Annotated in this window: 18 protein-coding genes and 1 pseudogene; 14 read left to right on the top strand and 5 right to left on the bottom strand. The window is 58.0% G+C overall.

Annotated elements, in window-relative coordinates:
- The first annotated feature begins 158 nt into the window (after nt 1-158).
- The 7 genes from AD662_RS11370 (at nt 159) to AD662_RS11400 (ending at nt 8,374) form a co-directional block, all read left to right on the top strand.
- On the top strand, nt 159-1,703 hold the full coding sequence (locus tag AD662_RS11370; RefSeq protein ID WP_018608082.1) for an ABC transporter substrate-binding protein: 1,545 nt from the start codon (nt 159-161) through the stop codon (nt 1,701-1,703).
- 168 nt (nt 1,704-1,871) lie between these two features.
- Nucleotides 1,872-2,888, top strand: a complete 1,017-nt coding sequence (locus AD662_RS11375; protein WP_033062669.1) for an ABC transporter permease — start codon at nt 1,872-1,874, stop codon at nt 2,886-2,888.
- The gene (locus tag AD662_RS11380; RefSeq protein ID WP_053187198.1) at nt 2,885-3,769 is read left to right on the top strand and encodes an ABC transporter permease; all 885 of its coding nucleotides are present in this window, start codon (nt 2,885-2,887) and stop codon (nt 3,767-3,769) included. The genes AD662_RS11375 and AD662_RS11380 overlap by 4 nt, the downstream gene beginning before the upstream one ends.
- On the top strand, nt 3,769-4,800 hold the full coding sequence (locus tag AD662_RS11385; protein ID WP_053187201.1) for an ABC transporter ATP-binding protein: 1,032 nt from the start codon (nt 3,769-3,771) through the stop codon (nt 4,798-4,800). Before AD662_RS11380 ends, AD662_RS11385 begins: the two co-directional genes overlap by 1 nt.
- Before the next feature lie 24 nt (nt 4,801-4,824).
- Nucleotides 4,825-5,781: an ABC transporter ATP-binding protein gene (locus AD662_RS11390; RefSeq protein ID WP_018608090.1), complete on the top strand. Its 957-nt coding sequence runs from the start codon at nt 4,825-4,827 to the stop codon at nt 5,779-5,781.
- A 6-nt stretch (nt 5,782-5,787) separates the two neighbouring features.
- Entirely contained in the window at nt 5,788-7,026 is a 1,239-nt protein-coding gene (locus AD662_RS11395; RefSeq protein WP_018608092.1) for a serine hydrolase domain-containing protein, read from the top strand.
- A 166-nt stretch (nt 7,027-7,192) separates the two neighbouring features.
- A complete protein-coding gene (locus AD662_RS11400; RefSeq protein ID WP_018608094.1) occupies nt 7,193-8,374 on the top strand; it encodes a hypothetical protein in 1,182 nt (393 codons plus the stop codon).
- 557 nt (nt 8,375-8,931) lie between these two features.
- Here the strand turns inward: AD662_RS11400 and AD662_RS11405 are convergent.
- From AD662_RS11405 to AD662_RS11415, 3 genes are all read right to left on the bottom strand, one after another.
- The gene (locus tag AD662_RS11405; RefSeq protein ID WP_074849651.1) at nt 8,932-10,464 is read right to left on the bottom strand and encodes an ATP-binding response regulator; all 1,533 of its coding nucleotides are present in this window, start codon (nt 10,462-10,464) and stop codon (nt 8,932-8,934) included.
- A gap of 293 nt (nt 10,465-10,757) precedes the next feature.
- Nucleotides 10,758-12,860, bottom strand: coding sequence for a putative bifunctional diguanylate cyclase/phosphodiesterase (locus tag AD662_RS11410; protein ID WP_053187204.1), 2,103 nt, complete (start codon nt 12,858-12,860; stop codon nt 10,758-10,760).
- 288 nt (nt 12,861-13,148) lie between these two features.
- The gene (locus AD662_RS11415; protein WP_053187207.1) at nt 13,149-13,352 is read right to left on the bottom strand and encodes an EAL domain-containing protein; all 204 of its coding nucleotides are present in this window, start codon (nt 13,350-13,352) and stop codon (nt 13,149-13,151) included.
- A 342-nt stretch (nt 13,353-13,694) separates the two neighbouring features.
- Between AD662_RS11415 and AD662_RS11420 the strand changes: the two genes are divergently transcribed.
- Nucleotides 13,695-14,603: a hypothetical protein gene (locus AD662_RS11420; protein ID WP_053187210.1), complete on the top strand. Its 909-nt coding sequence runs from the start codon at nt 13,695-13,697 to the stop codon at nt 14,601-14,603.
- Between the two features lie 129 nt (nt 14,604-14,732).
- Here AD662_RS11420 and AD662_RS28470 read toward each other — a convergent pair.
- Nucleotides 14,733-14,867 (bottom strand): annotated as a pseudogene (locus AD662_RS28470) (transposase domain-containing protein); the annotation flags it as partial.
- Between AD662_RS28470 and AD662_RS11425 the strand changes: the two are divergent.
- Complete coding sequence (locus AD662_RS11425) at nt 14,842-15,336, top strand: calcium-binding protein (protein ID WP_053187213.1); 495 nt, start codon at nt 14,842-14,844, stop codon at nt 15,334-15,336. The pseudogene AD662_RS28470 and the gene AD662_RS11425 sit on opposite strands and share 26 nt — an antisense overlap.
- Nucleotides 15,337-15,522: 186 nt before the next feature.
- On the opposite strand, the gene AD662_RS11430 is transcribed toward AD662_RS11425, so the two are convergent.
- Nucleotides 15,523-18,753, bottom strand: coding sequence for a DEAD/DEAH box helicase (locus AD662_RS11430; RefSeq protein ID WP_053187216.1), 3,231 nt, complete (start codon nt 18,751-18,753; stop codon nt 15,523-15,525).
- A gap of 375 nt (nt 18,754-19,128) precedes the next feature.
- Between AD662_RS11430 and AD662_RS11435 the strand changes: the two genes are divergently transcribed.
- Genes AD662_RS11435 through AD662_RS11455 form a run of 5 tightly spaced genes read left to right on the top strand, consistent with a single transcriptional unit; the run spans nt 19,129 to nt 24,368 of the window.
- On the top strand, nt 19,129-20,184 hold the full coding sequence (locus tag AD662_RS11435) for an LLM class flavin-dependent oxidoreductase (RefSeq protein WP_159439824.1): 1,056 nt from the start codon (nt 19,129-19,131) through the stop codon (nt 20,182-20,184).
- Nucleotides 20,185-20,211: 27 nt separating this feature from the next.
- Nucleotides 20,212-20,823 (top strand): cysteine hydrolase family protein, encoded by a 612-nt coding sequence (locus AD662_RS11440; protein WP_018608119.1) that lies wholly within the window; start codon nt 20,212-20,214, stop codon nt 20,821-20,823.
- Entirely contained in the window at nt 20,820-21,875 is a 1,056-nt protein-coding gene (gene trpD / locus AD662_RS11445; protein WP_018608121.1) for an anthranilate phosphoribosyltransferase, read from the top strand. The genes AD662_RS11440 and trpD overlap by 4 nt, the downstream gene beginning before the upstream one ends.
- A complete protein-coding gene (locus AD662_RS29640; RefSeq protein WP_074849653.1) occupies nt 21,872-23,092 on the top strand; it encodes a phosphoribosylanthranilate isomerase in 1,221 nt (406 codons plus the stop codon). The genes trpD and AD662_RS29640 overlap by 4 nt, the downstream gene beginning before the upstream one ends.
- 25 nt (nt 23,093-23,117) lie before the next feature.
- Entirely contained in the window at nt 23,118-24,368 is a 1,251-nt protein-coding gene (locus tag AD662_RS11455) for an MFS transporter (protein WP_174553533.1), read from the top strand.
- The last annotated feature ends 1 nt before the right edge of the window (nt 24,369 follow it).

Consider the following 24,369-nt stretch of genomic DNA (forward strand, 5'->3'; position numbering starts at 1 on the left):
TCGCGAAATTGAGCTGGCGGTGCGGCAGATCAATAATGAGCCACACCGCTCAACAGGCAGTTTCACGAACGACCAATTACGTCGTTCATTCCAGCTGGATTAATGCCTGCTCGTGCAAGTGACCCGCTGCGCCCATCATAAAAATAAGAGGAACACCGATGAACTTCAAAAGAACATTGATGGCAGGGTTGATGGCGCTTTCCGTGTCTGCGCCGTTGACCAGTGGCTTGGTGTGTGCGGCAAACAATACCTTGGTTGTCGCTGATCGAGCCTCTTTCAAGGATTGGGATCCAGCCTCGGCGTTTTCGGAAGAGGTGCGGGTGCTGGGCAATATCTACGAGACGCTTCTGGTCTATAACGCTCCGGGCAGTGCCGAGGAGTTTTCCCCTGGGCTCGCCACGTCCTGGGAAAGCAGCGACAACGGCAAGACCTGGACCTTCAAGCTGCGGCACGGCGTTAAATTTCATGACGGTTCGCCCTTCAACGCCGCCGCGGTCAAAAAATCCATCGACTACGTCAAAGGGCTAAAACAAGGCGCTGCGTATGTATGGAAAGCCCTGGATTCCGTCGAGGTCGTCGCTGACGACACGGTAGTGCTCAAGTTCCAGAATCCCACTCCGGCCAATCTGATCGCGGCAGGTCAATATGCGGCTTACATCATCGCCCCGGCGGCGGTGGATAAAGGGCATGACTGGATGATGGCTCCCAACGCCATCGGCACCGGCCCCTATAAGCTTGGCCAGGTTGAACAGGGCCAGCAAGTGGTACTCGAACGTTTCGATGGTTACTGGGGAGGCTGGAAAGAAGGGCAATTCGATCGGGTCATCGTAAAAGTCGTATCGGAAGCCTCTACACGTACCCAGATGATCAAAAATGGCGAGGCCGGTGTCGCCTGGGATATCCCTCTTGATCAGCTCAAGGTGTTGGGAGAGAACCCCGCCATCAAGGTGAGCACCGCGCCTTCGTGGAAGAACTTCCAGTTCTTGATCAATACCCAGAAGTACCCTACGGATAACGTGGCATTTCGTCAGGCGCTGCAATATCTCTGGGACTATGAAGGTGTCACCAACGATATTTTGCACGGCTACGGCAGTGTGTCCAAGGGACCTTTGCCCAGCAGTATCTGGGGGCATGCCAGCGTGCCTATGGCTTCTTACGATCTGGATAAAGCCCGACAATTATTGGAAGCCTCCGGCGTACCTAAGCAGGACTGGAAGGTCTCGATGCAGTACATCAGTGGTGTCTATGCAAACGCTGCTGAACTCTTCCAGGCGACCGCCTCCCAAGTTGGTTTGGAAGTGGAGTTACGCCCCGGTGAGTGGGGGGTGATCTGGGATAAGGCGAAGAAGTTGGACACCGCTCCCAACCTGCAATCCATGGCTTGGTGGCCAACGTATCCGACACCCAGCGATTGGCTTTTCAGTGAGTTCCATACCGAGAAGGCAACGCTGTTCAATCTGTCTCATTACAGCAACCCAATTTTTGATCAGTTGATCGAAGAGGCGGCGGCGCTGGAAGGCAGTGATAGGACAAAATCCTCTGAAAAGTACGTTCAGGCCCAGCAGCTCCTGGCTAAGGACGCTCCTGCGATCTGGTACGCCGACGTGCAGCAGATACGTGTCTCCCGCAAAGACATCAAGGGTATGGAAAAGAGCCTGAACCCTGCTTATGAGGCAATTCTCTATTACAACTTGAATCGCTGAATGCCGAGTTGTTTGCGATGAAGTTGTAGGTGTAGGCCTGATTTACCTTGTAAACCGACAGTCGGTTGATTCGCCCGGTTACTCCTCAAGAGCTAATTTTCTTTTGAGGGCTTTGTGCTGGGCGTAAGAAGTCAGGGCCAAGTTTATTAGCCACAAAAGGTAGTATAAATGGCGAAGTATATAGCCCAGCGATTGGTAGTGATGTTCTTCATTCTTCTGGGCGTGTTGACCATCACCTTCGTTCTGAGCCGAGCTCTTCCCGGATCCCCGGTAGAGATGATGCTGGGAAACCACCCCACGGCGGAGCAGATTGCCGTCGCGCGGGAAAAACTGGGGTTGGATAAACCTCTGCCGATCCAATACTTCAATTACATCGGCGATCTTCTCCAGGGTGATTTTGGCACCAGTTTGCGCACCGGGCGGCCGGTGGCGGAGGAGGTCATCAGGCGGGTAGGCGCGACGTTTGAACTGACATTCCTGGCGATGTTCTGGGTGGTGCTGCTCGGGGTGCCAATCGGCGTCATCTCGGCGGCCCGGCAGAACTCAGTGGTCGACAACGTGGCACGAGCGGGGTCCATCGCCGGGACGGCATTTCCCGTTTTCATCTTGGCCATGGGGTTGCAGTTGCTGTTCTACGGCAAGCTCAATTGGTTGCCCCTGCAAGGACGTATCGATGCTTCCATTCTTCTCGATAGCCCCTTTGAGCGCGTGACCGGTTTTTACCTGATCGACACGCTGCTGGCCGGTAATTTCGTAGCACTGTGGAGCGCCATCAAACACCTGACGCTGCCCGTGCTCACCCTGGTGGTCGTGACCTTGGCCACTGTCACCCGGATCACCCGCAACATGATGGTGGAGGTGCTCTCCGAGGAGTACATCCGTACGGCGGTTTCTTACGGCGTACCCAAGTGGCGTATCCATTACGCCTATGCCTTGAAGGCGACAATGATTCCGCTGCTGACAGTGGTGGGCCTGACCTTCGGTTACTTGCTCGGCGGTGCAGTCGTTGTCGAGTTCGTTTTCGATTGGCCCGGCCTGGGCGGTTTCGTGGTGTTTTCGATTGCCCAGAATGATTTCCCCGCTGTGATGGGGGCCACCCTGGTGCTGGCCACGACGTATCTGTCGATCAACCTGATTGTTGATCTCTTGTATCACCTTGTTGATCCGAGGCTGCGAGTCCAATGAGTATCCAAGACGTATCCCTGTCCATGCCCTCGCGAGCCCCATCATGGCGCATCAAGGCCCTGGCGTTTGCCTGCGATAACAAGTTGTTTGTATTTGGCGCGCTGTTATTGCTGCTGATCATCCTGGCGGCCATCTTCGCCCCCTGGCTTGCGCCTTATGAACCCAACAAGATTGTCTTTTCCCAGAAATTAATGGCACCCAACTGGGTACATTGGATGGGCACCGACGAGTTTGGTCGCGACATCCTTTCTCGGGTGCTTTATGGCGCACGCACCTCGCTGATCATCGGAGTGAGCGTGACGCTGATCGCGATGCTGATCGGGATTCCGATTGGGCTTGTTTCCGGTTACTTCGGTGGTCGAATTGATACGCTGCTGATGCGTGTCTCGGACGTATTCCTGGCTTTTCCGCCGCTGTTGTTACCGATCGCTATCACTGCTGCGCTGGGGTCGGGATTGGCCAACGCCATGTTAGCGCTCGCGGTCTCCTGGTTCCCTTGGTACGCGAGGATCATGCGTGGTGCGGTAGTACGGGTTCGTTCAGAAACCTATATCCATGCCGCTCGCTCCATGGGTGTCAGTCATTTCCGTATCTTGCTTCGCCATGTCCTGCCCAATGCCACCACGCCTGTGATCGTGCAGGGCTCCATGGACTTTGGTTACACCATTCTCGCCGCTGCCTCGCTGAGCTTTATCGGGCTGGGGGCCAAGCCGCCCATGGTCGAATGGGGGTTGATGGCCGCGGCGTCGCGCTCGCAATTGCTCGAAAATCCCTGGACGGTGCTGTTCCCCGGCGTCGCGATTTTTGTCCTGGTACTGGCCGTCAACCTGGTGGGTGACGGGCTGCGCGATGTGCTCGATCCAAAGAAGGGGACGCGCTGATGATCAACGAATCCTTGCAACCGTCTACTCCCGAACATCTCGCTGCTTCGAATAACGACGCCGCTCAAGAGTTGGTGCTGGAAGTGGAAGGGCTGACGGTGTCCTTCCCTGGTTTGTTCAAGACCGTAAAGGCCGTACGCGGCATCGACCTCAAGGTCAGGCGCGGCGAGATCCTTGGATTGGTGGGGGAGTCGGGCTCGGGCAAGTCCATGACGGCCATGTCCTGCCTTGGATTGATGCCTGAGGCCGCTCGGCTGGGCGGCAGTGTCAAGGTCGCCGGACAGCAGGTCAACGGTGCGTCGGTATCGCAGCTAGCGGATTTGCGCGGCGGAGGGGCGGCGATGATCTTTCAGAATCCGATGAAGGCGCTCAACCCGTTCTTCACGGTCGGACGGCAGATGTTCGATGTCATCGGTTGCCATCGGCAACTGAGCAAGACGCAAATCCGCGCCGAGGCGCTGAGCTCGCTGGAGGCGGTGAGCATGCCTGATCCTTCTCTGGCGCTAGCCAAGTATCCGCACCAGATGTCTGGCGGCCAGTTGCAGCGGGTGGTGATTGCCATGGCGTTGGCCTGTCGACCGAAACTGCTGATCGCCGATGAGCCGACCACCGCGCTGGACGTCACGGTGCAGGCGCAGATCATCGCCTTGCTGCGCAAGCTGGCGAAGGAGCAGGACCTGGCGATTCTGTTTATCACCCACAACCTTGGGGTGGTGGCTTCGCTCTGTGATCGGGTGGCGGTGATGTATGCCGGCGAAGTGGTGGAGAGCGGTCCGGTGGGCCAGGTGTTCCAGCGACCTGCGCACCCTTACACCCTGAAATTGATGGGCACCGTGCCAAAGCTGGGGCAGGGGGCTCAGCCCCTGGGCTTCATCCCGGGGCAGGTGCCGAACATGGCGGATCCCCCGCCTGGCTGTGCCTTCAACCCGCGTTGTGAGCGCGCCACCGGGCGATGCGTCCAGGCTGCGCCGAGGGTGGAAATCGGCGAGGAACACTGGGTGGCTTGTCACAACACGTTGGTCAAGGTGTGAGGCTTCTTTGAAAGGTAAACGGCTATGAATAACAACAAACAGCCCGCGCTGCTGAGCGTCACTCAGTTGCACAAGACCTACGCCAGCCGCGACGGCCTGGTGACCGCCATCGACCACATCAGCCTGGAGGTGCAGGTCGGTGAGACGGTCGCGCTGGTGGGGGAATCCGGTTGTGGAAAAAGTACGGTGGCCGCGACCTTGCTCGGTCTGCTGCCAGCCGACAGTGGGCAAATTCTGGTCGAAGGTCACCCGCTGCCTACTGATGCCAGGGCGCGGGGCAGGAGCTTGAGCATGGTGTTCCAGAATCCCTACGCCTCGCTGAATCCGAAAATGACAATCAAGGCAATTGTTGCCGAGCCGCTGAAGGTTGCCTTTGGTTTGCGCGGTAGTGCCTTGCGCGCGCGCATTCTCTCGCTGTTGGGAAATGTGGGGATGGGCGAGGAACACATGGAGCGCTATCCCCATGAATTCTCCGGTGGCCAGTTGCAGCGTATCGCTATCGCCCGGGCCCTCGCGCTGGAATCAAAACTGTTGATCCTCGATGAGCCTACGGCGGCGCTCGACGTGTCGGTCCAGGCCCAAGTGCTGCAATTGCTCAAGACGCTGCAGACCGATAATGGCCTGAGCTACCTGTTCATCAGCCACGATCTTGCGACGGTCGAATATCTGGCGCAGCAGGTGCTGGTGATGTACTTGGGGCGCATCGTCGAGGCCGGGCCTGTGGGGCAGGTGTTCGGTCGACCGCGTCATCCCTACACCCGTGCGCTGCTCAATTCAGTGCCCTCCATCGACCCGGAACGCCGTGACCAGTTGCAAGTCCTGAGCGGCGAGATCCCCAGCCCCTTGAATCGGCCTACCGGGTGCCACTTCGCGCCCCGTTGCCCGAGGGTCAGTGAGCGTTGTCGCCGAGAGGTGCCAGCCGAGACCCAGGATCATGGCCACCGTTTTTCTTGCCACCACCCTCTGAACGATGAGAGCTGAACCCCTATGTACAATAAAAATGACATGACCGCTCCTGGCATTGGTTATCAGGATTTAAGGCTGATGCAGGGCTATCCGCCGCCCCGGGAAAAGCAAGTTCGTCAGCACAACTGGGACAGTCCGCCCTATAACCGCTGGTCGTTCCAGCACATGAGCCAGCTGTTTCCGGTGGCTGCTATTCATCGTGGTCCCGGGCCGGTCAGCGAACTCAAGCGCAACGAGCGTTCACTGGACGACGTACATTTCCAGCGGGTCGACGGCGGGCAAACCGATCTGGCGACCTTCCTGACCGATAGCTACACCGATGGTTTCTTGGTGCTTCATCAGGGCAAGGTGGTTTCCGAGCAGTATTTCAATGGTATGCAGCCGCACACGTTGCATCTGTTGCAATCGGTATCCAAGACCATCGTCGGCAGCCTGGTCGGCAGGTTGATAGGCCAGGGCAGAATCGATCCCCAAGCGCACGTCAGCCACTATGTGCCCGAGCTTTCGGCAAGCGGCTATGGCGATGCCCGGGTACAGGATCTGCTGGATATGCGCACGGGCGTGAGGTTCAGGGAGGACTACACCGATCCGGATGCTGAATTCATCCAGTTGGATATCGCCTCGGGTTGGCGTGAACGGGGAGAGCGAGAGTCTCCTGACAGCATTTATGGTTTGTTGAAGTCGCTGAGTAAAGACCGTGAGCATGGTCAGTTCTTTGAGTATCGCTCGGTGGATACCGACGTGTTGGCCTGGGTTTGTGAGCGGGCGTGCGGCGAGCGGCTCCCCGTTTTGTTGAGTCGAGAGATCTGGTCAAGACTGGGGGCAGAGCAAGACGCGAATATCACCCTCGATTGTGTTGGAACTGCATTGGCCGATGGCGGGATGAGCGCCACGCTGCGTGATCTCGGGCGTTTTGCCCAGATGTATTTGCAGGGTGGACATTTCAATTGCCAGCAGATCGTCCCAGAGACGTTTGTGCGTGCATGCGGACGTGGTTCCACACCCGCTTTCGAAGTCCTCTACGGCTACTACACCAAGAGCTTTCCGACTGCGGCTTACAGCAATCAGTGCTGGGTATTGGACAGTGAGCAGGGCACCTACTCGGCGCGCGGAGTATTTGGTCAGAGTATCTATTGGGATCCGGCTGCTGAAGTGGCGATCGTAAAGCTTTCCAGTTGGCCGGACTTTATCAATCCAGAGTGGACGTTGGACACCTTCCGTGCTTGTGCCGCTGTGGTTGAAGAACTTCAACGCAACTGACGCCGAAGTTTAAACGACAGCGGCTTCTCAAACACCGTTTAGCCCGCTAGCACCTGGACGCTGTTCCAGCCTCAGTCTCGGCGGGCCATACCTATTTCATCCAGACCGCGCTTTGCCGTGGCCGGGATGGTTGTTGCCAAAAATAAAACTTAAAGACGGAGCGACCATGAACTTGAATACCACCCGGGCCTTGCGCTCATTGATCCCGCTGGCGCTGTCGTACGCGCTGTCCACGCCTGCGATGGCGATACAGGTCACTGACAATCTCAATCTTGGTGGCGCGGTCCGGGCGCGTTGGGACTATGACCCGGATCGCGACATCCAGAAGTTCAACTTCGATACCGTGATCCTCTCCGCCAAGTACAACTCTGATACTTGGATCGGCGAGGCCAAGTACCGTTTCTACGGACGAGCCTACCCTTATCAGTACACAGAAAACGTAGGTGACGTCCAGTTCGCCGAGTTCGCCTGGATCGGCTACAAGTTCAACCCTGACCAACAAATCCAGGTCGGTCTGAACCAGGTGCCGTTCGGTTTGCAGCCGTATTTTGGCAGCACGTTCTATCAAACCCTGGGCAACGTCGTGGGACTGGAAGACCTGGAAGAACTTGGCGCCAAGTACATCCAGCAAAGCGGTGACTGGAATATCCAGGCCGGTTACTACGTTCGCCCTGCCTCGCAGGGCAAAGGCACCAGCAAGGGCGAAACCTACTCCAGCGTTGTCTCCGAAGCGGACAGCTATGTCATCGACGGCAGCAACAACCAGGAACGCAACACCGTGGTACTGCGGGTGGCCAAGGCGATGGACTTGGGGCCGTGGAAGTCCGAAGTCGGGATTTCTGGCCTGACCTCGTCCCTGGAGAACCGCGACACCAACAACGACGGCCGGCGCAATGCCGTGGCGGTGCACTACATCGGTAAAAACGGGCCATGGGGCGTGCAACTGCAAGCTGCGCGACAGCAGATGTCCCCGCGCAACCCCGGCACTGATGAACTGGTGACTTTCGGCGGTTACGACGCCACTTACAACGTCGCCAGTCGCGGCAACTTGTACGTGGCGGATGTGAGCTACGACGTTGGTGGCAAGTACCTGTTCGATCAGATCAGCGGTGTGCAGCTGTACGCCAACTACAGCGCCTTCGATAAATCCGCAGACGACTTCAAGACCTCGCAACGGATGATTTTCGGCACCTCGTTCTCCCTCAGCAAACTGTGGATCGCCACGGAGTGGTTGTACGGCAAGAATGATCCGGTCATCGGTGGCAGCAGCCTCACCCAGAGTCTGGGGGCTGGTGGTAGTGATCAGTGGGAAAACCAGCTGTATATGAATATCGGCTATTACTTCTGATTTGGATTTTTTGGGCAACTTACGGATGTTCGCGTAGACCCAATGGCAGAGCTGGGAATCATACCTCTGGTCCTTGATACCCCTCCAAAACAAGTCCGGAATCAAGTCTTTTCCTGCTCCGGAAAGAAAGTAAAATCCTTAGATTTCAACGAGTAGGACACCCGATACGAGTCTCGTTTTCCGCTCCAAGATTCACAAAAAAGCCACTCGGATGAGTGGCTTTTTTGTGCCTGGGATTTCCCAATGTCAGTGGCTGTGTGGCGATCGTCTGTATTGTTTCCGCACTTACCCTGCTGCTGATGCGCCTCGAAAGCACAAGCACACGCCGGCGTGAGGTTCGACCTCTTCGCATTGGTCGCTTTCGAATAGTATTGGACGAGTCTTCGTTCAGTGGATTTCCGCAGAGCGGACTGATCCTCGAGATTGGGAACAGCTTCCACGAGTTAGGAATTATCAGCGTTCAACGGCCCCACCATAAGTACTGAACAGTACGCGGCGATCAAACCAAGCATGATGTACTACCAAGGCCTAGATCTGTTCAGCCGAGGTATAGAACTTCAGTTCCTAGGCGGCAGCTGCAACCGTAAGCGTGTCAGATTCGCCTCGTCATCGATCTCCAGCTCCAAGCTTCCTTGCTGGGCTTCAGCGAGTAGTTTCGCTGAGTAGGTACCAAGCCCCGTACCGCCAGATTTGCCATCGCTTGCGTATTTTTCGAAGAACCGTGACCGAAATGCTACGGGTACCGCTGGCTGGTTCTCCATTACCAATTCGATATGTTCGGCAGGTATCAATGTCAGTCGAACGCGACTTTTCTCAGGAGCCGCCTCGCAGGCATTCTTCAGCAAGTTGTTCAGTAGAGAAAAGCACAGCAATTCGTCTCCACTGGCTAGCACCGGTGTTGATTCGTTGGTGTGTTCCGCCACTACCTCGATGGTCAGTTTTTTTGCCTGATAGGTCAGCCTGGCCGATTCGCATAGGCGCCGTACCAGGGGCAGCAGTTCGACCGCGACCGGCTTAAGTTCGAAATTACCGGTTTCGATTTTGTAGATGTCGCCAGCCATGTCGATCATTCCTAGCAGGTTCTGGCTGTCGGTTTCCAGGCTATGCAACATTTGCATCTGGCGTGGCAGCAGATTGCCGCCTTCGAGCAGGCTGCGGGCCAAGCCGAGGATATTGCACAGCGGCGCCTTCAGATCATGACGTGAAATACTGCTGGCTTCCTCACGCAAGCGTTCCAGCTCCAGCATGGTGTCGTATTCCTGCTGCAGCGCGTTGCGCTGTTCGACCAGGCGCAACAGATTGCTTACCCGAAGGTGTAGCGACTTGGGATCCACCGGCTTACTGACAAAATCCACTGCGCCCAGCTCCAACCCGCGCAGCTGGGCTGCCGGATCGCTCATGGCGGTGATAAAGATGATCGGGATGCGGCTAGCGCTGGGATGGCTGCGCAGGTGCTGGGCCAGCTCGAAACCATCCATGTTCGGCATCATTACATCCAGCAGAAGAAGATCTGGCGGGGTCTCGGAAGTACAGAGGGCCAACGCGCGGCGTCCGTCGCGCGCCGCCAGTATGCGGTACTCGTCCTGAAACAACCCGGCAATCAGCGCTAGGTTGTCCGGTACGTCATCGACAACCAGCAATGTCGGACGGTATTCCTCCTTTGACTCTTGAGTTGGTTCAGCAATCACTGGTGGCGAATGCAACCGAGGACGATGGTTCATAGCACGCGTTATGCGCTGCGAAAGGTCGTTGGCGGTAAAGGGCTTGATAAGAATGTTGCTGACCCCGGCAGCGATGGCCTCGGTGATTTGGGCGCGGGAGCTCTCTGCGGTAATCATGATGAAAGGCAGCATGGCCAACTTGGGGTCACTGCGTACCTTGCGCAACAGGGTGAGGCCATCCATGACTGGCATGTTCCAGTCGGAAAGAATGACGTTGACCTTACGCGTCCTTAGTAGCGCGAATGCCTCTTTACCATTGTCGGCGGTTAGTATGTGTCGTGCACCCAAGCGCTCTAGTTGGCTACTGTTGACCCTGCGCATGGTGTCTGCGTCGTCGACGACTAAGAATACGGTATCGGCGGTGATCATAACGCCTAGAGCTCCAAGTAGAAGGATGGGGCAACGCCAGTCAGATGCCTCTTGCTGACTCTCCCAGCCGCAATGCCAGGGCTCGGTCGAAGTCAAACAGCCCGTTATCGCTAAGACAGGTCAAGGCCGCCAGGATTGGAGCCAAGCAGTACTGCACCTCGATCAATAAGTTGCGAACAGTCACCTTCGTGATGACTTGACCCTCTATCGAACAGAACCACGCGATGAATCTGAAAGAAAGGTTAGACCAGTATTAGGAGCGGAGGAGGCTGGTTGGGTGATGATCTTGAACATCAATCGTACCGGTGCACTGCTAGTGCTGGGCCTGTGGCCGCTGCAGGATTACTGGAGGTGTTAAAGCTTTCCAGCATCCCCTGTGCGCTCATCGGTTTGCCCAGTAGATAACCCTGCAAGATGTCGCACCCCAGCTCTGTAAGCATCTCTTGTTGTTCAGAGGTTTCCACACCCTCGGCGACGATCCTCAGACCCAGCGTTTTGCCAAGCGCTACTATCGCCGAAACGATGGCCGCGTCGTCGTTGTTTTTAGCCAGCTCGGTGATGAAACCTCGGTCGATCTTCAGCTCATTGGCTGGCAGGCGCTTGAGGTAAAGCAGGCTGGAATATCCGGTACCGAAGTCGTCAATGGAAATACTGACTCCCAGCGCTGACAACTGATCGAGGACGATCAGCGCGGCTTCCGCGTCGCGCATGGCAGTAGACTCGGTTACCTCCAGGGTCAGAAAGCGAGGTGGCAGACCGTTGCTTTGCAGTGCTGTACGCACGATGTCAACCAGTCCTGCATTGGCCAATTGTACCGTCGATAGATTGACCGCAATACTCCATTCTCCTTTACCTAGGGCGTGCCATTCGGCCATCTGCCGACAGGCTTCATTTATTACCCAGTTCCCGATTGGCACTATCAGCCCAGTTCGTTCGGCTAGGGGCAGAAAGCGATCCGGCGGCACTAGGCCCCAGTTTGGACTGTTCCATCGCAACAGGGCCTCAACACCCGTCATAGGGCCGTCGGGAGCAATCATTTTCGGCTGGTAGTGCAGGATGAACTCATTCTGGTCGAGGGCCTTGCGTAGATCCTGCTGCAACTGCAGTTGCTGGTGGGCATTGATATTCATGGTTCTTTCGAAGAAACAGTAGCCGTTTCGACCTTGTTCTTTGGCGTGATACATGGCCGCATCAGCGTTGACCATAAGCTCATGGTCGGTATGACCATCGACTGGAAAAATGGCAATACCAATGCTTGTGGAAACATGTACTGTCTGCCGCCCCAAGACGAATGGGGCCTTGATATCTTCCACCAGGCGTTGGGCGAGAGCCGCAGCGTCTTCCGGCTCGGCGAGGTCAATCAGCAGTACGAACTCGTCGCCCCCTAAGCGCGCCCCTGTATCTTCGCCGCGCTTGGCATTATTGATACGCGTAGCCACTTCCACCAGCAACTGGTCGCCGGTGTGATGGCCGTAGGTATCGTTCACCAATTTGAATCCGTCCAAGTCCATGAACAGCACGGCAAACTGGCTCTTTTGCCGGCCGGCTTTCTGAATCGCCTGCTCAAGGCGGTCGTTGAGTAGGATGCGATTGGGCAGACGTGTCAGATTGTCGTGCAGGGCCAGTTGCACTAGCTCACTGTTGGCGCGATCAAGGGAGTTGGCCAGTAGGCTGGTACGGACGTCGAGCATCGAGATAATCAGGGCAATTGCGCAGACGGCCAAGGTGACCAGGATCACCAGCACCACCAGCCATTTACTATCGATACCTGTGTTGACCGCACCGCATACACTGCCCAGCGGGAAATTTGCTGCTGACATGCCTGTGTAGTGCATTCCGACAATGGCGCAACCCATCACCAGGGAGGAGCAGAGGCGCGCGCGATTGATGTACTTGCCTTCTCCACGCAGGCGGAAGGCTATCCATAGCGCCGCTCCAGAGGCGAGGATGGCGATCAGCACCGACAGTACAAACAGCGACGGAACGTATTCCACCACGGGATTCATCAGCAGCGCCGCCATGCCGGTATAGTGCATGGCTGCAATGCCGATACCCATCAACACCGCGCCCACCAGCAGCCAAGACAGCGGCATTTCCTTTTGGCATACCAGCCAAAGGGCGAAGGCCGAGGAGGCGATGGCGATCACCAGCGATAGGCCAGTGCGGGGCAAGTCATAGCCCAATTCGATGGGCAGTTGGAAGGCCAGCATACCGATGAAGTGCATTGACCAGATGCCGGTGCCCATGGCGAATGAACCGCCCGCCAGCCAAAGTGCCGAGGCTTTTCCTTGGGTGCGCGTGACACGACCAGCCATGTTCAGCGCAGTATAGGAAGCCAAGATCGCGACAATCAGGGATAGCAGGACATATAGGCTGTTATAACTGCTTACAAGCATTGAAACTCCGGAAGTGTAGTCCAACTCTTTTGGTTATCGGCGGCACGGAAAATTTCTGAAGGAATCAGCTTTGGTGTAGTGACCTGCCAAAGTTGCCTGCGAAAGGTAAGCGTTCAGGCAATCAGAACTCGCGCAATATCGCCGTTAGTGCTTGGTCAAGAGGAGTGCAATTCCCCACCTGTAGTGACAAACAAGTGTGTCACTACAGGATTGTATCAGTTGATTTTTCTTGGCTTTATGCGGCAGATTCATGCCTTGAACAACTCGCTCGACAAGACGATGGATGACTCACTTGTTCCGATCCACCGAACGACCTAGACGAACTAGATCAATTTTACCTTCGATGTAATCCTCTAATGCATCTATGTCCATGGGGTGACCAAATAGATATCCCTGATAGTTATGGCAACCCATAGCAGCCAGCATGTCACGTTGTGCTCGTGTTTCAACCCCCTCAGCGATGGCCGACAAGCTCAGTTGTTTGCCAATCATCGCGCAGGTTTTTCCAGCGCACCCACACCATCATCACCCCGTGCGACGAGCTTGTAAGCGTCTGCGAAACACATCTTGCTCATGTTCAGCGTTTGTCTGGGAGAAGAAAATCTACCTCGTAGATCCCCCGTGCCGCGCGGACGGTGGGCAGAACCCAGGCTGTTCGCTGTGTCGTTTTCGAAGTCCACTCTCGGATCCATCTACCGGCCAATCATCTGTAAGTCGTTGTAAGAAAAAACAAACTGGCAGTGGCCGCCTCTCAAAAGGTGGCCTATACATGGACAGGCTGGCAAACAGAAGTGTCAGCGCTTTTCCAATTTGATCGGACAAGGAGTCCGTTTTATGGCTACAGAACTGGACGCGTTGCTCTCAAGTATTCGCGACTGCAAAACCTGCGACGCGGTAAAAAATCGCCTCGCTATCATCACAGAAAAAAAGGACGCTGCTACTGACCCTGATGCGGTGCGGGCGCTGCGGGATGCCCAGGTGTATGCACTGGTCTGGGGGGTGTTTACTGTCGCCCTCGACCAGGGGGCGCCGATCGTCGCCTACGACAAAGCCCTCAAGGTACTCGAGGCCGCTCAAGCGAGCGCAGATAACAAAACTCTTGAAGCTGCCTACATCGCCTACGAGGCAGCCTGTACCGCCTACGAAGAGGCCCTGGATGCGGACAACAACCTCATCAACGAGGCCATCAAATCCGTAACCGATGACGCAGCCAAGGCTGCACCCGGCAAGAACGGCATCGACGCCATTGCCGATGCTGCCGCCGCCGAAATGGCCTCCGCCGACATCGAGCATCACCTCGCAAGCCAAGACGTCATCTATTCCTCCGAAGGGCCTAGTGCAGACCCTTATGAGGAATACTATGACAGGAAGCGGCAGATCAGAAATATCACCAGCCCTGTGAAGCAAGCGTGTGATGCTTATGTCAATGAGTATGTCACCCGTGTTCAAGTGGCGGCCCAACTCAAACAATCACTCGACCGGTATCTGCTCGTCTGGCGCGTGACAACCACCGGAAGCGGGAATCCACTGGCCGTACAAGGCATACTGGAAAGCATCGATGAGAAGAACGGGACGTTCGTGCTGAGAAGCACTGTCTATGAAGGTCAGCGCAACACGGTTTCGTTTTCCGACATAGGAACCATCGATACATCACGGACGGGTTCAGGGGCACTATCCAGTGCAGTCGCACCCGGCTGGAGGAACGTAGGCCTGGGGGAATGGGTTCGCTCCGACCAATATTAAAAATACAAAAGCGCTTAATGCCTGCATAGCGTAACCCTTCACGACAGCGACCGGAGCTAGCATCCGGTCGCTGTTTCTTCGAAACCCGTCCGCTGGGCGTAAGCGTCCACCCCTCTCACCTTGCGTAAGTCAGGCCGGCATCCACTGATGCGGTGGCAGTTGCCTGATCTCACTGGCCCGCTGTGTCGGCAACCGCGTCAGCACATCTTTGAGATAAGCATACGGATCATGCCCATTCATGCGCGCCGACTGGATCAAACTCAACGCCACCGGTAACGCCGCGAATAATCAGCTGACGGGCAACGGGGGCAATAACCGCCTGGATGGCGGGATGGGCAATGACTGGCTGCGCGGCGGCGCGGGCAACGACCTTTACCAATTTGATCGCAACGCAAGCCAGGGCGTCATTGATGATTTCGACTCTGCAACGAATACCGATGTGCTGCAATTCGGTAGCGGAATCTCCGCTGATCAGCTGTGGTTTCGTAAAAACGGCATGGATCTAGAGGTCAGTATCATCGGCACGGCAGACAAGGTGACGATTTCCAAATGGTCATCCTCGGACCAGGCTGGTACGCAAAAGGCTCAGCACGTCGAACAGTTCCGAACCGCCGATGGCAAAGTCCTGCTGGACAATCAGGTAGACCAACTGGTCGGAGCAATGGCGGCGTTTGCACCACCTGCAGCGGGGCAAACGTCACTGCCGAACAATTACAAAGAGGCGTTGGTATGACGGGATGAGGTTAGTTGCCCATGGCACTTTGACCGAGTGCACCAAGCACGATATCCGCGCCATCGGCCGGTTGCTGTACCGCTTCAGGCCATTGAATCGGCGGCTAGCATGCAGTATTCCTTGGATGTAGAACCCAACGGCTTCTTGAACCGTCAGGCCGCCTGGAATACTGGAGGCGGCCTTTTGTCATGCGGGTGTATCGGCAGTCATCTGGGGATGGGCGGGTAGCAGGTCCATGACGTTGCAGAAGAGATTACGCTGCCTCCAGTCATTGCGATCGCCGATCACATACAGCCGGCGCTTGGCCCGAGTGGCGGCGACATTGAGGAGGTTGGGTTGAGACACTGCCCAATTGCGAGCGCCGGCGTTTTCGCTGTTACCGCCCAGGACGAGGATGATGACTGCGGCTTCCTTGCCCTGCATGGTGTGGATGGTGCCACGTACGATCTTCCCGTGGAGGCGGTCTTTGAGCTGGTTGCGCACGTCCTGAAAGGGGGTGATGACGGCGATACTGTCGGGCGGCACGCCGTCGGCATCAAGCAACGCCAGCAGGCGTTCGAGGGCGTGCCCTTCGTTGTCGACCCAGTTGCCGGAAGAGCGACCGCTTGCGTGCACCCAACCTGTGGATAGGCGGGCTGGGGTTTCCTTGGCTGGGGGCGGGGCAATGGTGCCATAGACCATTGCGCCGTCGTAGGCGATGCGGTTGGCCAGGTCGAACATCGGTTTGTCGCAGCGCCGGTGCACCACCAACGGCAGGCCGACCCAGCATTTTTGGCCTTGGGGGCCGGCCATGCGACCCCAGGGTGTGGCGTGGTCGGCAAGCGTCTGGGCGGACTGGCGGTTGGGCAGCCAGTGGGCGTCGACCTGGTAGCGGGTGCGCATGTGTTCAAGCACGGCGTCGGAGACGGTGACGATGGGCTCCAATTGCAGCGGATCACCGACCAGTACGGCACGGCGCGCGCGCCATAGCGCGCCCACCGCAGCCTGCGGGGTGGCCTGGCCAGCTTCGTCCACCAGCAACCAGCCGATCTCGCCGCAACCGAGGCTACCGAAGGAGCGGGCGAACGAGGCAAAGGTGCTACTGAGCACCGGTACCACCATGAACAGCGACGCCCAGGCCGAGCGCATCACGGCTTGGGACACACCACGATAACGGCTTCCGGTCAGCAGGCTGGTGATGAAGGCCAAGTTATTGCCCAGGCGCGAGGCTTCGATCTGGAAGAAGGTGCGATGTAGCTTGAGCGCTTCGATGAACACTTTTGACCTGGCCTGGCGCCAGCCTTCGAGGATCCAGGGTTCGAGCAATTCGATCTCGCTGCCTCTGCCGAGCTGGCCTTGCGCGAGCCAAATCAGCAGGTGTTCGGCCTGGCCGGCCTGGGCAACGCTACGAGCCTTGTCGATTTGCAGGGTGGCGTGGCGTATGGCTTCGTTGATCTCCTGTTCGTCCGTGGCCAATTGTCGATTGAGTTGGCTGAGCTGGGCGCTGAGTCGCTGCAGTTGGCGTTGGACGCTGTCGAAGGCCTCACGGGCCAGGGCATGGGCGCCGTCGAGCAGGCGTTGCCGGGCGGACCAAGTGCGATGAGCACCCCATAGGCTGAACAGGTTGGCGAGCAAACCGGGCTTTTGTACAAGGTGCGCTTCGAGGGCTTGGAGTTCATGCTGCAGTTGCTCACGGGCGGGCGTTAGCTGTCGGATTTCAAGCGTGGTTTGTTCCTCGTCGAGGCTGCGGCGCTGCGTCAGGCGGATCTGGCGCTCCTGTTCCTTCTCTCTGATCCGCGCCTTGGCACTGATCACGGCCCGGATCCGTTCCAGGATGTCGCTGACCTGAGCACGCAGCGTCTGTTCGGTGTCCTTGGCGGCCTGGTACTGTTTGACGGCGACGCGCCAGAGGGTAGCTTTTTCGGCGGGCGCGAGCAGCTTCATCTGCTGCGCCTGCTCGTTCAGCCACTCACGCATGCCTTTGGGCGCCGGCTCGTTGTCCGCTTCCGGGTTGTCGAGCATGAGCTCACCGGTGTACAGGTCTTCGTCCGGGGCTTGGCTGTCGAGAGGTTCCAGGTTCAGAGGCGCAGGCTCGTTTTCTGATCTCGTCGCTTTAGAAGGACGTTTGCCATAGAAGAAGCGTTCGACAAACTGGGTGCGCTTGGATTTGCTGCCCAACGCTGCAGAGATCAGGCCCCAGGCAGGCCTGCCGCTGGTAAGCTCGGCGAGCTCGCTGAAATATTCGGCATCGGGCAACCAGGACGGGTCGATTTTGTCGCGCTGGGGCAACTCGAGAGTTACGTTCTCGACGGCACCGTTGTTGGAGGAGGCCACCACCATCTCGAAGCCGAACAGGCGCGGGTCAAGTTGGTAAGCATAGCGCTCGCGTCCGCCATCGTTGGCAGATTCGCGGCCATTCTGGATGAAGGCCTCCGAGGCCTTGCTCAGCGAAGCCAACACATCGGCCCGCTGCGTCACCACGGCGGCGATCAGGTCGCGCAGCAGGGTTGTCTTCCCGGTGCCTGGCGGGCCGTTGACGCCCATCACGCCGGTGTCGTTGCCCAACGTCTGCAGCAGACTGTTGACCGCCAGTTGCTGGGAGTGCACCAGGCCCAGGTGCCGTTCGGCAGGCCAGCAGCCGACGGCGTAGCGCGAGGGGGCGAGGCGATCGATTAGCGCAAGGTCCGCGCGGGGCTGGTCGAGATGCAGCCGCTGGCTGGGGTCGTGCAGGCTCAGATAACGGGCTAGCGGGTCACTGGTCTTGCCGTGGGCCAGGGCATCGGCCACGTCGGCCAGATCGCTGAGCAGGAAGCTGTTGAGTGGATCGTCTTCTTGTTCGGGCTTGTCCGGGTTGATCGGCGCTGAGCGGAAGCGATGCACGCGCGGCTTGTCGCCGAACAACGCATCGAGCCCGAGGGTCTGGCGGATAAGCTCGGTCATGCTTGCCAGGTCGGCAGCCATGACCACACCTCCAAGCAGGCTGTTGGCCTGTTCGCGAAGGAACTTCTGGGTTTCGTCGAAGCCTCGAGTCCAATCCTCATGGTTGATGGCGCAGCCGACAAACCACGCCTCGCTAGACAACACCAGGCTGTCGATCACCATCCTGCCCTGGCTTTCAAATTTCAATGCAAACAGGGCCGACTGTCGACGTTGCGGCTCCTTGTAGCCTTGGTCTGCGCCATAGAGCGCCTCCAACTGGCGGGATACATCCAGATTGTCGTAGAGGTGTGCGTAGAGCGTGTGGCTCCATGCCCGTTTGTTAGGCAGGGGCTGTCTGCTCAGGGGGTTGGCTGGCATCCATGGCAGAGTCTGGGCTGAGGCGGGGATGTCCTGGAAATAGGGCTGATAGTCGCTGTCGCGTTTCTTCAGCTTGGGGACCGCCTGAGGTTGCAGTAGCTCGACGGCGTGCCAATAGCGCACGATGTTTTGTGGATTCATTTTCGTCCTTGAAGCGCTTGGGCTTGGATTCCTGCTGGGAAGGATATCAGGCATGGGGGGGGGACATCGCTTTCTCCCTTCGAGCTGCACCCGTCACCTACCGTACGCGTACCGACTCCAGGTAGTGTTACTAAATGTATCCTTTTGCTGCGAAGCGTCTTAAAAGCCTGTTCGATTCAGGGAGTTGTCGGGCCTGTTTTTTTACGCGATGGATTTATTGGATCCAATGTGTTTTGCCGCTTTCACGCGTTTGGGTGCATCCGACAGGACGTGGGTGAAGCGAGGCTGGCCGAGAAATTGCTTATGTGGATTTCTGGGGTTGTACGAAAACCATAGACGGATCTAAGGGGACACCTGATGAAGTTGGGAGCTTTTATGATGCCGGCGCATCCGCGCCATCGATCCATCCGCGACGGCCATTTTCACGATCTGGATACGCTGGAGTACCTGGACCGCATCGGTTTTGAAGAGGCCTGGATTGGCGAGCATTACATGATGCCGTCAGAACCATGTCCTTCACCTGACCTGTTGATCGCACAAGCCTTCCTCAAAACCAAGCGCATCAAACTGGCACCCGGGGCCTTTATGTTGCCTTTCCATCACCCGGCGGAACTGGCGCATCGCATCAGTTGGCTCGACCATATTTCCGAAGGGCGCCTCATGGTCGGTATCGGCGCCAGCGGTACCAACCTCGATCTTGAAATGTTCAACATTGATCACAAGTCTGGCGCGCATCGCGAGATGACCGCCGAGTCGATCGCGATCATGACTCGCTTTTGGGAAAGCGAAGGCCCCTTTGAGCATCGCGGCAAGTACTGGACCGTACGGCGGCCCGCCGACCAGATGGACAAGTGTTCGGGCTACCACCTCAAACCCTTCCAGCAGCCATACCCACCGATTGGCGTGACTGGCCTTTCGGCCTCATCCGCCACCCTGGCACTCGCCGGTGCCAATGGCTGGATCCCCATCAGCTTTTGCTTCACTCCCCAATACCTGCATACCCATTGGGCGGCGGTGGAGCGCGGGGCGCTTGAGGCCGGACGCGCTGCGCCGTCAAGAGACATGTGGCGGGTGAGCCGCCCATTCTTCGTCGCCGACACCGATAAAGAGGCCTGGCGTCGTTCGGTGGGCGGTGAGATGGGCCGCTATTTCCGCGAGGACTACCTGCCGATGCTGGCGGGTAACAACGCCTTGGGATTGCTCAAGCATCACCCCGACGTGCCCGACAGCGATGTGACGATGGAGTATGTCGCCCAGCATTGCTGGATCGTGGGTTCTGCCGAAACAGTCAGGCAGCGAATCGAGGATATGCAGGCACAGTCCGGCGGTTTTGGCGTATTGCACATCATGTGCTTCGACCATCTGGATGACCTGGCGGCTACCCGGGACAGTTATGCCGCCCTGGCAGGGATAGTCGCCAACGATTTTTGACTCGTCTCAATGGAATGGGGGAGCACCATGCAACGACCTTTCACAACGGCCAGCGCCACGCACAGTATTGCGTTGCTGGTGATCGATATGCAGCACGATTTTGTCGACGAAGACGCCCCCATTGCCTGCAAGGGGGCCGGCGCCATTGTGCCGCTGATCCACGAATTGGCCGGGTTGGCCCGCACCCTGGGGATCCCGGTTATCTATACCCGCGAGTCGCACCGCAAGCAGAAGGTCGATTTCGGGCTGGAACTGGAGTATGGAGAAACCGAGCATTGCGTCGAGGGGACGCGGGGAATCGAGATCATCGACGAACTGCGGCCCCACGAGAGCGATTATGTCCTGGTGAAGCGCCGTTACAGCGGCTTCTTCGCCACGGACCTAGACTTGCTACTCAAGGGCCTGGGTGTCAATACCCTGGTGCTGACCGGCGTCGCGACGGACGTTTGCGTGCGTGCCACCGCCCAGGATGCCTTGCAGTTGGACTACCGGGTCTGGGTGCCGCACGAATGCGTGGCGGGGACCAGTGAGGCTCGCCATTTGGCGGCGCTGGAACATATCGGTTACGTGCTTGGCCAGGTACTACCTCTGGCGTCGGTCATGCAACACATGCGTGGCAGCTGCGAGATGCCGACATGAGTGCGGTACAGGACGCGAAACCGCTGCCGTGTGCCGATTACCATCAGGTAATTCGCCAGCTGGTCGAAGAGCGGGCCAATCTGACCCGACTGGAGACGAGGCACGTGGTCGAGGCCATTCTCAATTGCCAGTTCAGCGACCTGCAAATTGCCGCCACGCTGGTTGCCTTGAGTCGCAAAGGTGAAACAGCGGACGAGATTGCCGGGGCGGTGGATGCCATTTTGAGCCGCAGTACGCCCTTGCAGACTGGCTTCGACAACGCGGTCGATATCGGCGGAACGGGCGGTGACCGGGCCGGTACGTTCAATATTTCCACCACGGCTGCCTTTGTTACCGCTGCGGTGGGCGTGCCGGTTGTGAAACACGGCAACCGCAGCGTCACCAGCCGTTGTGGCAGCAGTGATGTGATTGCCGCGCTGGGCGTGGATGTTGAGCAACGCAGTAGCGCGCAGCAGATCCGCGCGGACCTTGCCGCGTACAACTTTGCGTTTGTGGCCACCGCCAGTTTTCATCGGTTTGCGCCGCGTATCGGCGAGATCAGGCGTGAGATCGGCGTACGCAGCGTCTTCAACCTGGCGGGCCCGCTGGTTCACCCGGCGGGCGTCAAGCGTCAACTGATCGGCGTCGCACGACCCACTCAGCTTGAGCTGATGGCCGACACGCTGCAAAGACTGGGTCGTGAAGAAGCCTTCGTGGTGCATGGCCTCGATGGCCTCGATGAAGTCAGTTGCGTCGGTGAAACCCGGGTCGCGCATGTCCGTCACGGCACCGTCGAGACGTTCAGCCTGCATCCGCGTGATTTCGGTGTTGACGCTTGCCGCATGCAGGACCTCGTCGGAGGGGACCCAGCACGCAACGCGCAACTGTGCACCGCCATCATCGAAGGTGAGCGAGGACCCCGCAGCGATGCGGTGGTGATCGCAGCGAGCGCGTTGCTGGTGTTGAGCGCCAGGGCAGGGAGTTTCCTGGAAGGCGCATACATGGCTCGCGAAGCGATTGATAGCGGCAAGGCCTATCAGGTTTTTCAAGGATTTTTAGGGCAGGGATTATGAAAACAACCATCAAGATGTGTGGCATCACCACGTTGGAAGATGCATTGGCGGCCGTGAGTGCGGGAGCCAATGCGCTGGGTTTTGTCTTTTCGCCAAGTCCGCGGCAGGTCAGTGCCGACGTGGTGCGCAGCATCATCAATCAGCTGCCGCCGTTTATCAGCACGGTCGGCGTATTTGTCGATGAACCGTTGCCCTTCGTGCTGGAGACGATCCAGCGTTCCGGCATTTCGATGGTCCAGTTGCAGGGCCATGAGAGCAACGAGTATTGCCAGCAGATCGACAAGCCAGTGATCAAGGGCTTCCGTGTCGCCGCTGAAGTGGATATCGACCTGATCAATAGCTATCAGGTGAGCGCTTATCTGTTCGATACCTATGTTGAGGGGCAAGACGGTGGTACGGGAAAGCGTTTCGATTGGGCGCTGTTGCAGCGCCGTCATTTTTCCCGCCCGGTGATCGTCGCCGGAGGCCTGAATGTGAACAACGTGCGGCACCTGATGGAGGCCTTGAGCCCGGACGGGGTGGATGTCAGCAGCGGCGTCTCGGCAACCGCCACCACCAAGGACAGCGCAAAGATGCGCGCCTTTGTCTCGGCGGTCGAGGCGGCGGGGCAGGAGCCACGCCTGGAAAAGTTGGCATTCGGTGAAGTCGATATCCTGCGCGACGCATTCCATGACCGGCCACTGGTGGAGGTCAACGGCAAGCAGTTCCTGATTAACTCGCTGACCGAGCAAGTACCCGCGACCCCGGCGCGGTTGCTGCACGTGGCGGCGCAACGAGTGTGCGAGGCCGCAGAGCTTTCCCCGGGGTTGAAGCTTGTAGGAGAGGAGGACAAGGGCGGAGTGTTGCTGGCTGCGGTCTCGTTGCTCTGCGGCCTGCCATTTGGCATTGCGCGCTGGTATCCGTCGGGGCTCGAAGGGCAGGTCAAGGTCGGCTTCGACTGTGAGTATATTTCCGGCGAGTTGTACCTCAACGGCGTCGAGCCCGGTGATAGGGTGGTGATTGTCGATGATCTGATCAGCACCGGTGGCACGCTCATCGGTTTGATCGAGGCGGTGCGGCGGGCAGGCGCGCATGTCGAACAGATTATCTGTGTGGCCGAGAAGCTCGAGTACGCCGGCGTCGAGCGGGTGCGCAATGTCACTGGCCTGGAGGTCAAGACCCTGGTTCGCGTGCGAGTGTCCGGGGCCACTTCCAGCGTGGTCAGCGTCGCCTATTAACGTCTGCAAGTGCGAGAACAGTGTGATGAAAACCAGAATCTTTCCAGGATGGTACGTGGTGTTCGCGGCGCATCTGCTGCTGGCCCTTATCTTTGGTGGCGCTTACTCCTTCGGCGCGTTCTTTTCACAGATCCAGTCCAACTTCGATGTGGGGCGTTTTTCCGTGGCCTCGGTGTTTTCACTGACGGCGTTCATCTACTACGTGGTCGGGGTGTTTTCCGGTTCCTTGGCGGATCGCATCTCTACCCGCGTCGTGGTCGGGGTGGGCATTGTCTTGCTGGCGCTGGGGTTCTTCCTCAGCAGCCTTGTCCCGGGATCGTTGCAACTATTCCTCGTGTGTTTCTGTTCCTTGGTCGGGCTGGGGGTAGGCCTGGTGTATGTGCCCACGGTGACCGCGGTCCAGCGCTGGTTCGTCAAGAATCGCAGCAAGGCTTCGGGCATTGCACTGGCGGGAACCGGGGTTGGAACGTTTGTCGGTCCATCCGCCGCCGGGCTGCTGATGCAGCACTTTTCCTGGGAGTCGACCTTGCAGATTTTTGCGGGGGCGATACTTGTGGTGGGGCTGCTGGTGGCGTCGCTGGTCAGGAGCAATCCGCAAGAGCTGGGGCTCTTTCCGGATGGCTTCACTCCGGCTGATGCGAGCCCCGGGCGTCAGGCGGCGCCCAGCGGCATGCGCCTGGCCGAGGCGGCGAGTACAGGGCGGTTCTGGTGGTATTTCGGGGCGATATTTTTTGGTTCGGTTGGGCTATTTCTCGCGCTTGTGCACATCAACCCCTACGCGCGGCAGTTTGGTATTTCCGCCACCCAGGCCAACTTGTTGATCGGGCTGATCGGTGTGGGCAACGTCGCCGGCCGCTTGTTTCTGGGCAGCATCGGGGACCGGATGGGCGCGCGTCGCCTGCTGATCGTTCTGACCTTCGCGCTGGTGCTGCTCAATCTACTGTGGCTGGGTGCCCATACGTTCACCACGCTGGCGCTGTTCGCCCTGTGTTTTGGTGTGGCCAATGGTGGCTGTATATCCCTTTACCCATCGGTGGCCGCCAGTTGGTTCGGCACGGCGAATCTGGGGGCGATCCTGGGCTCGCTCTACATATCGGTAGGGGTGGCCGCCTTGATCGGCGGGAGCGTCGCGGGGCTGCTGTTCGACCTGTATCAGAGTTACTCGGCGTCGATCCTGCTGGGTGCGCTCTGTGCGCTGCTATCGGTGGTGTTCGTCCTGATTGCCGGGCGCCAGGTGCCTGAAGTTGCGATCCCGGCGGCCTCGGCGGGTTCCTGAG

Origin of the sequence: Pseudomonas kilonensis (assembly GCF_001269885.1) — a bacterium.
GTDB classification, from domain to species: Bacteria; Pseudomonadota; Gammaproteobacteria; order Pseudomonadales; family Pseudomonadaceae; genus Aquipseudomonas; species Aquipseudomonas kilonensis.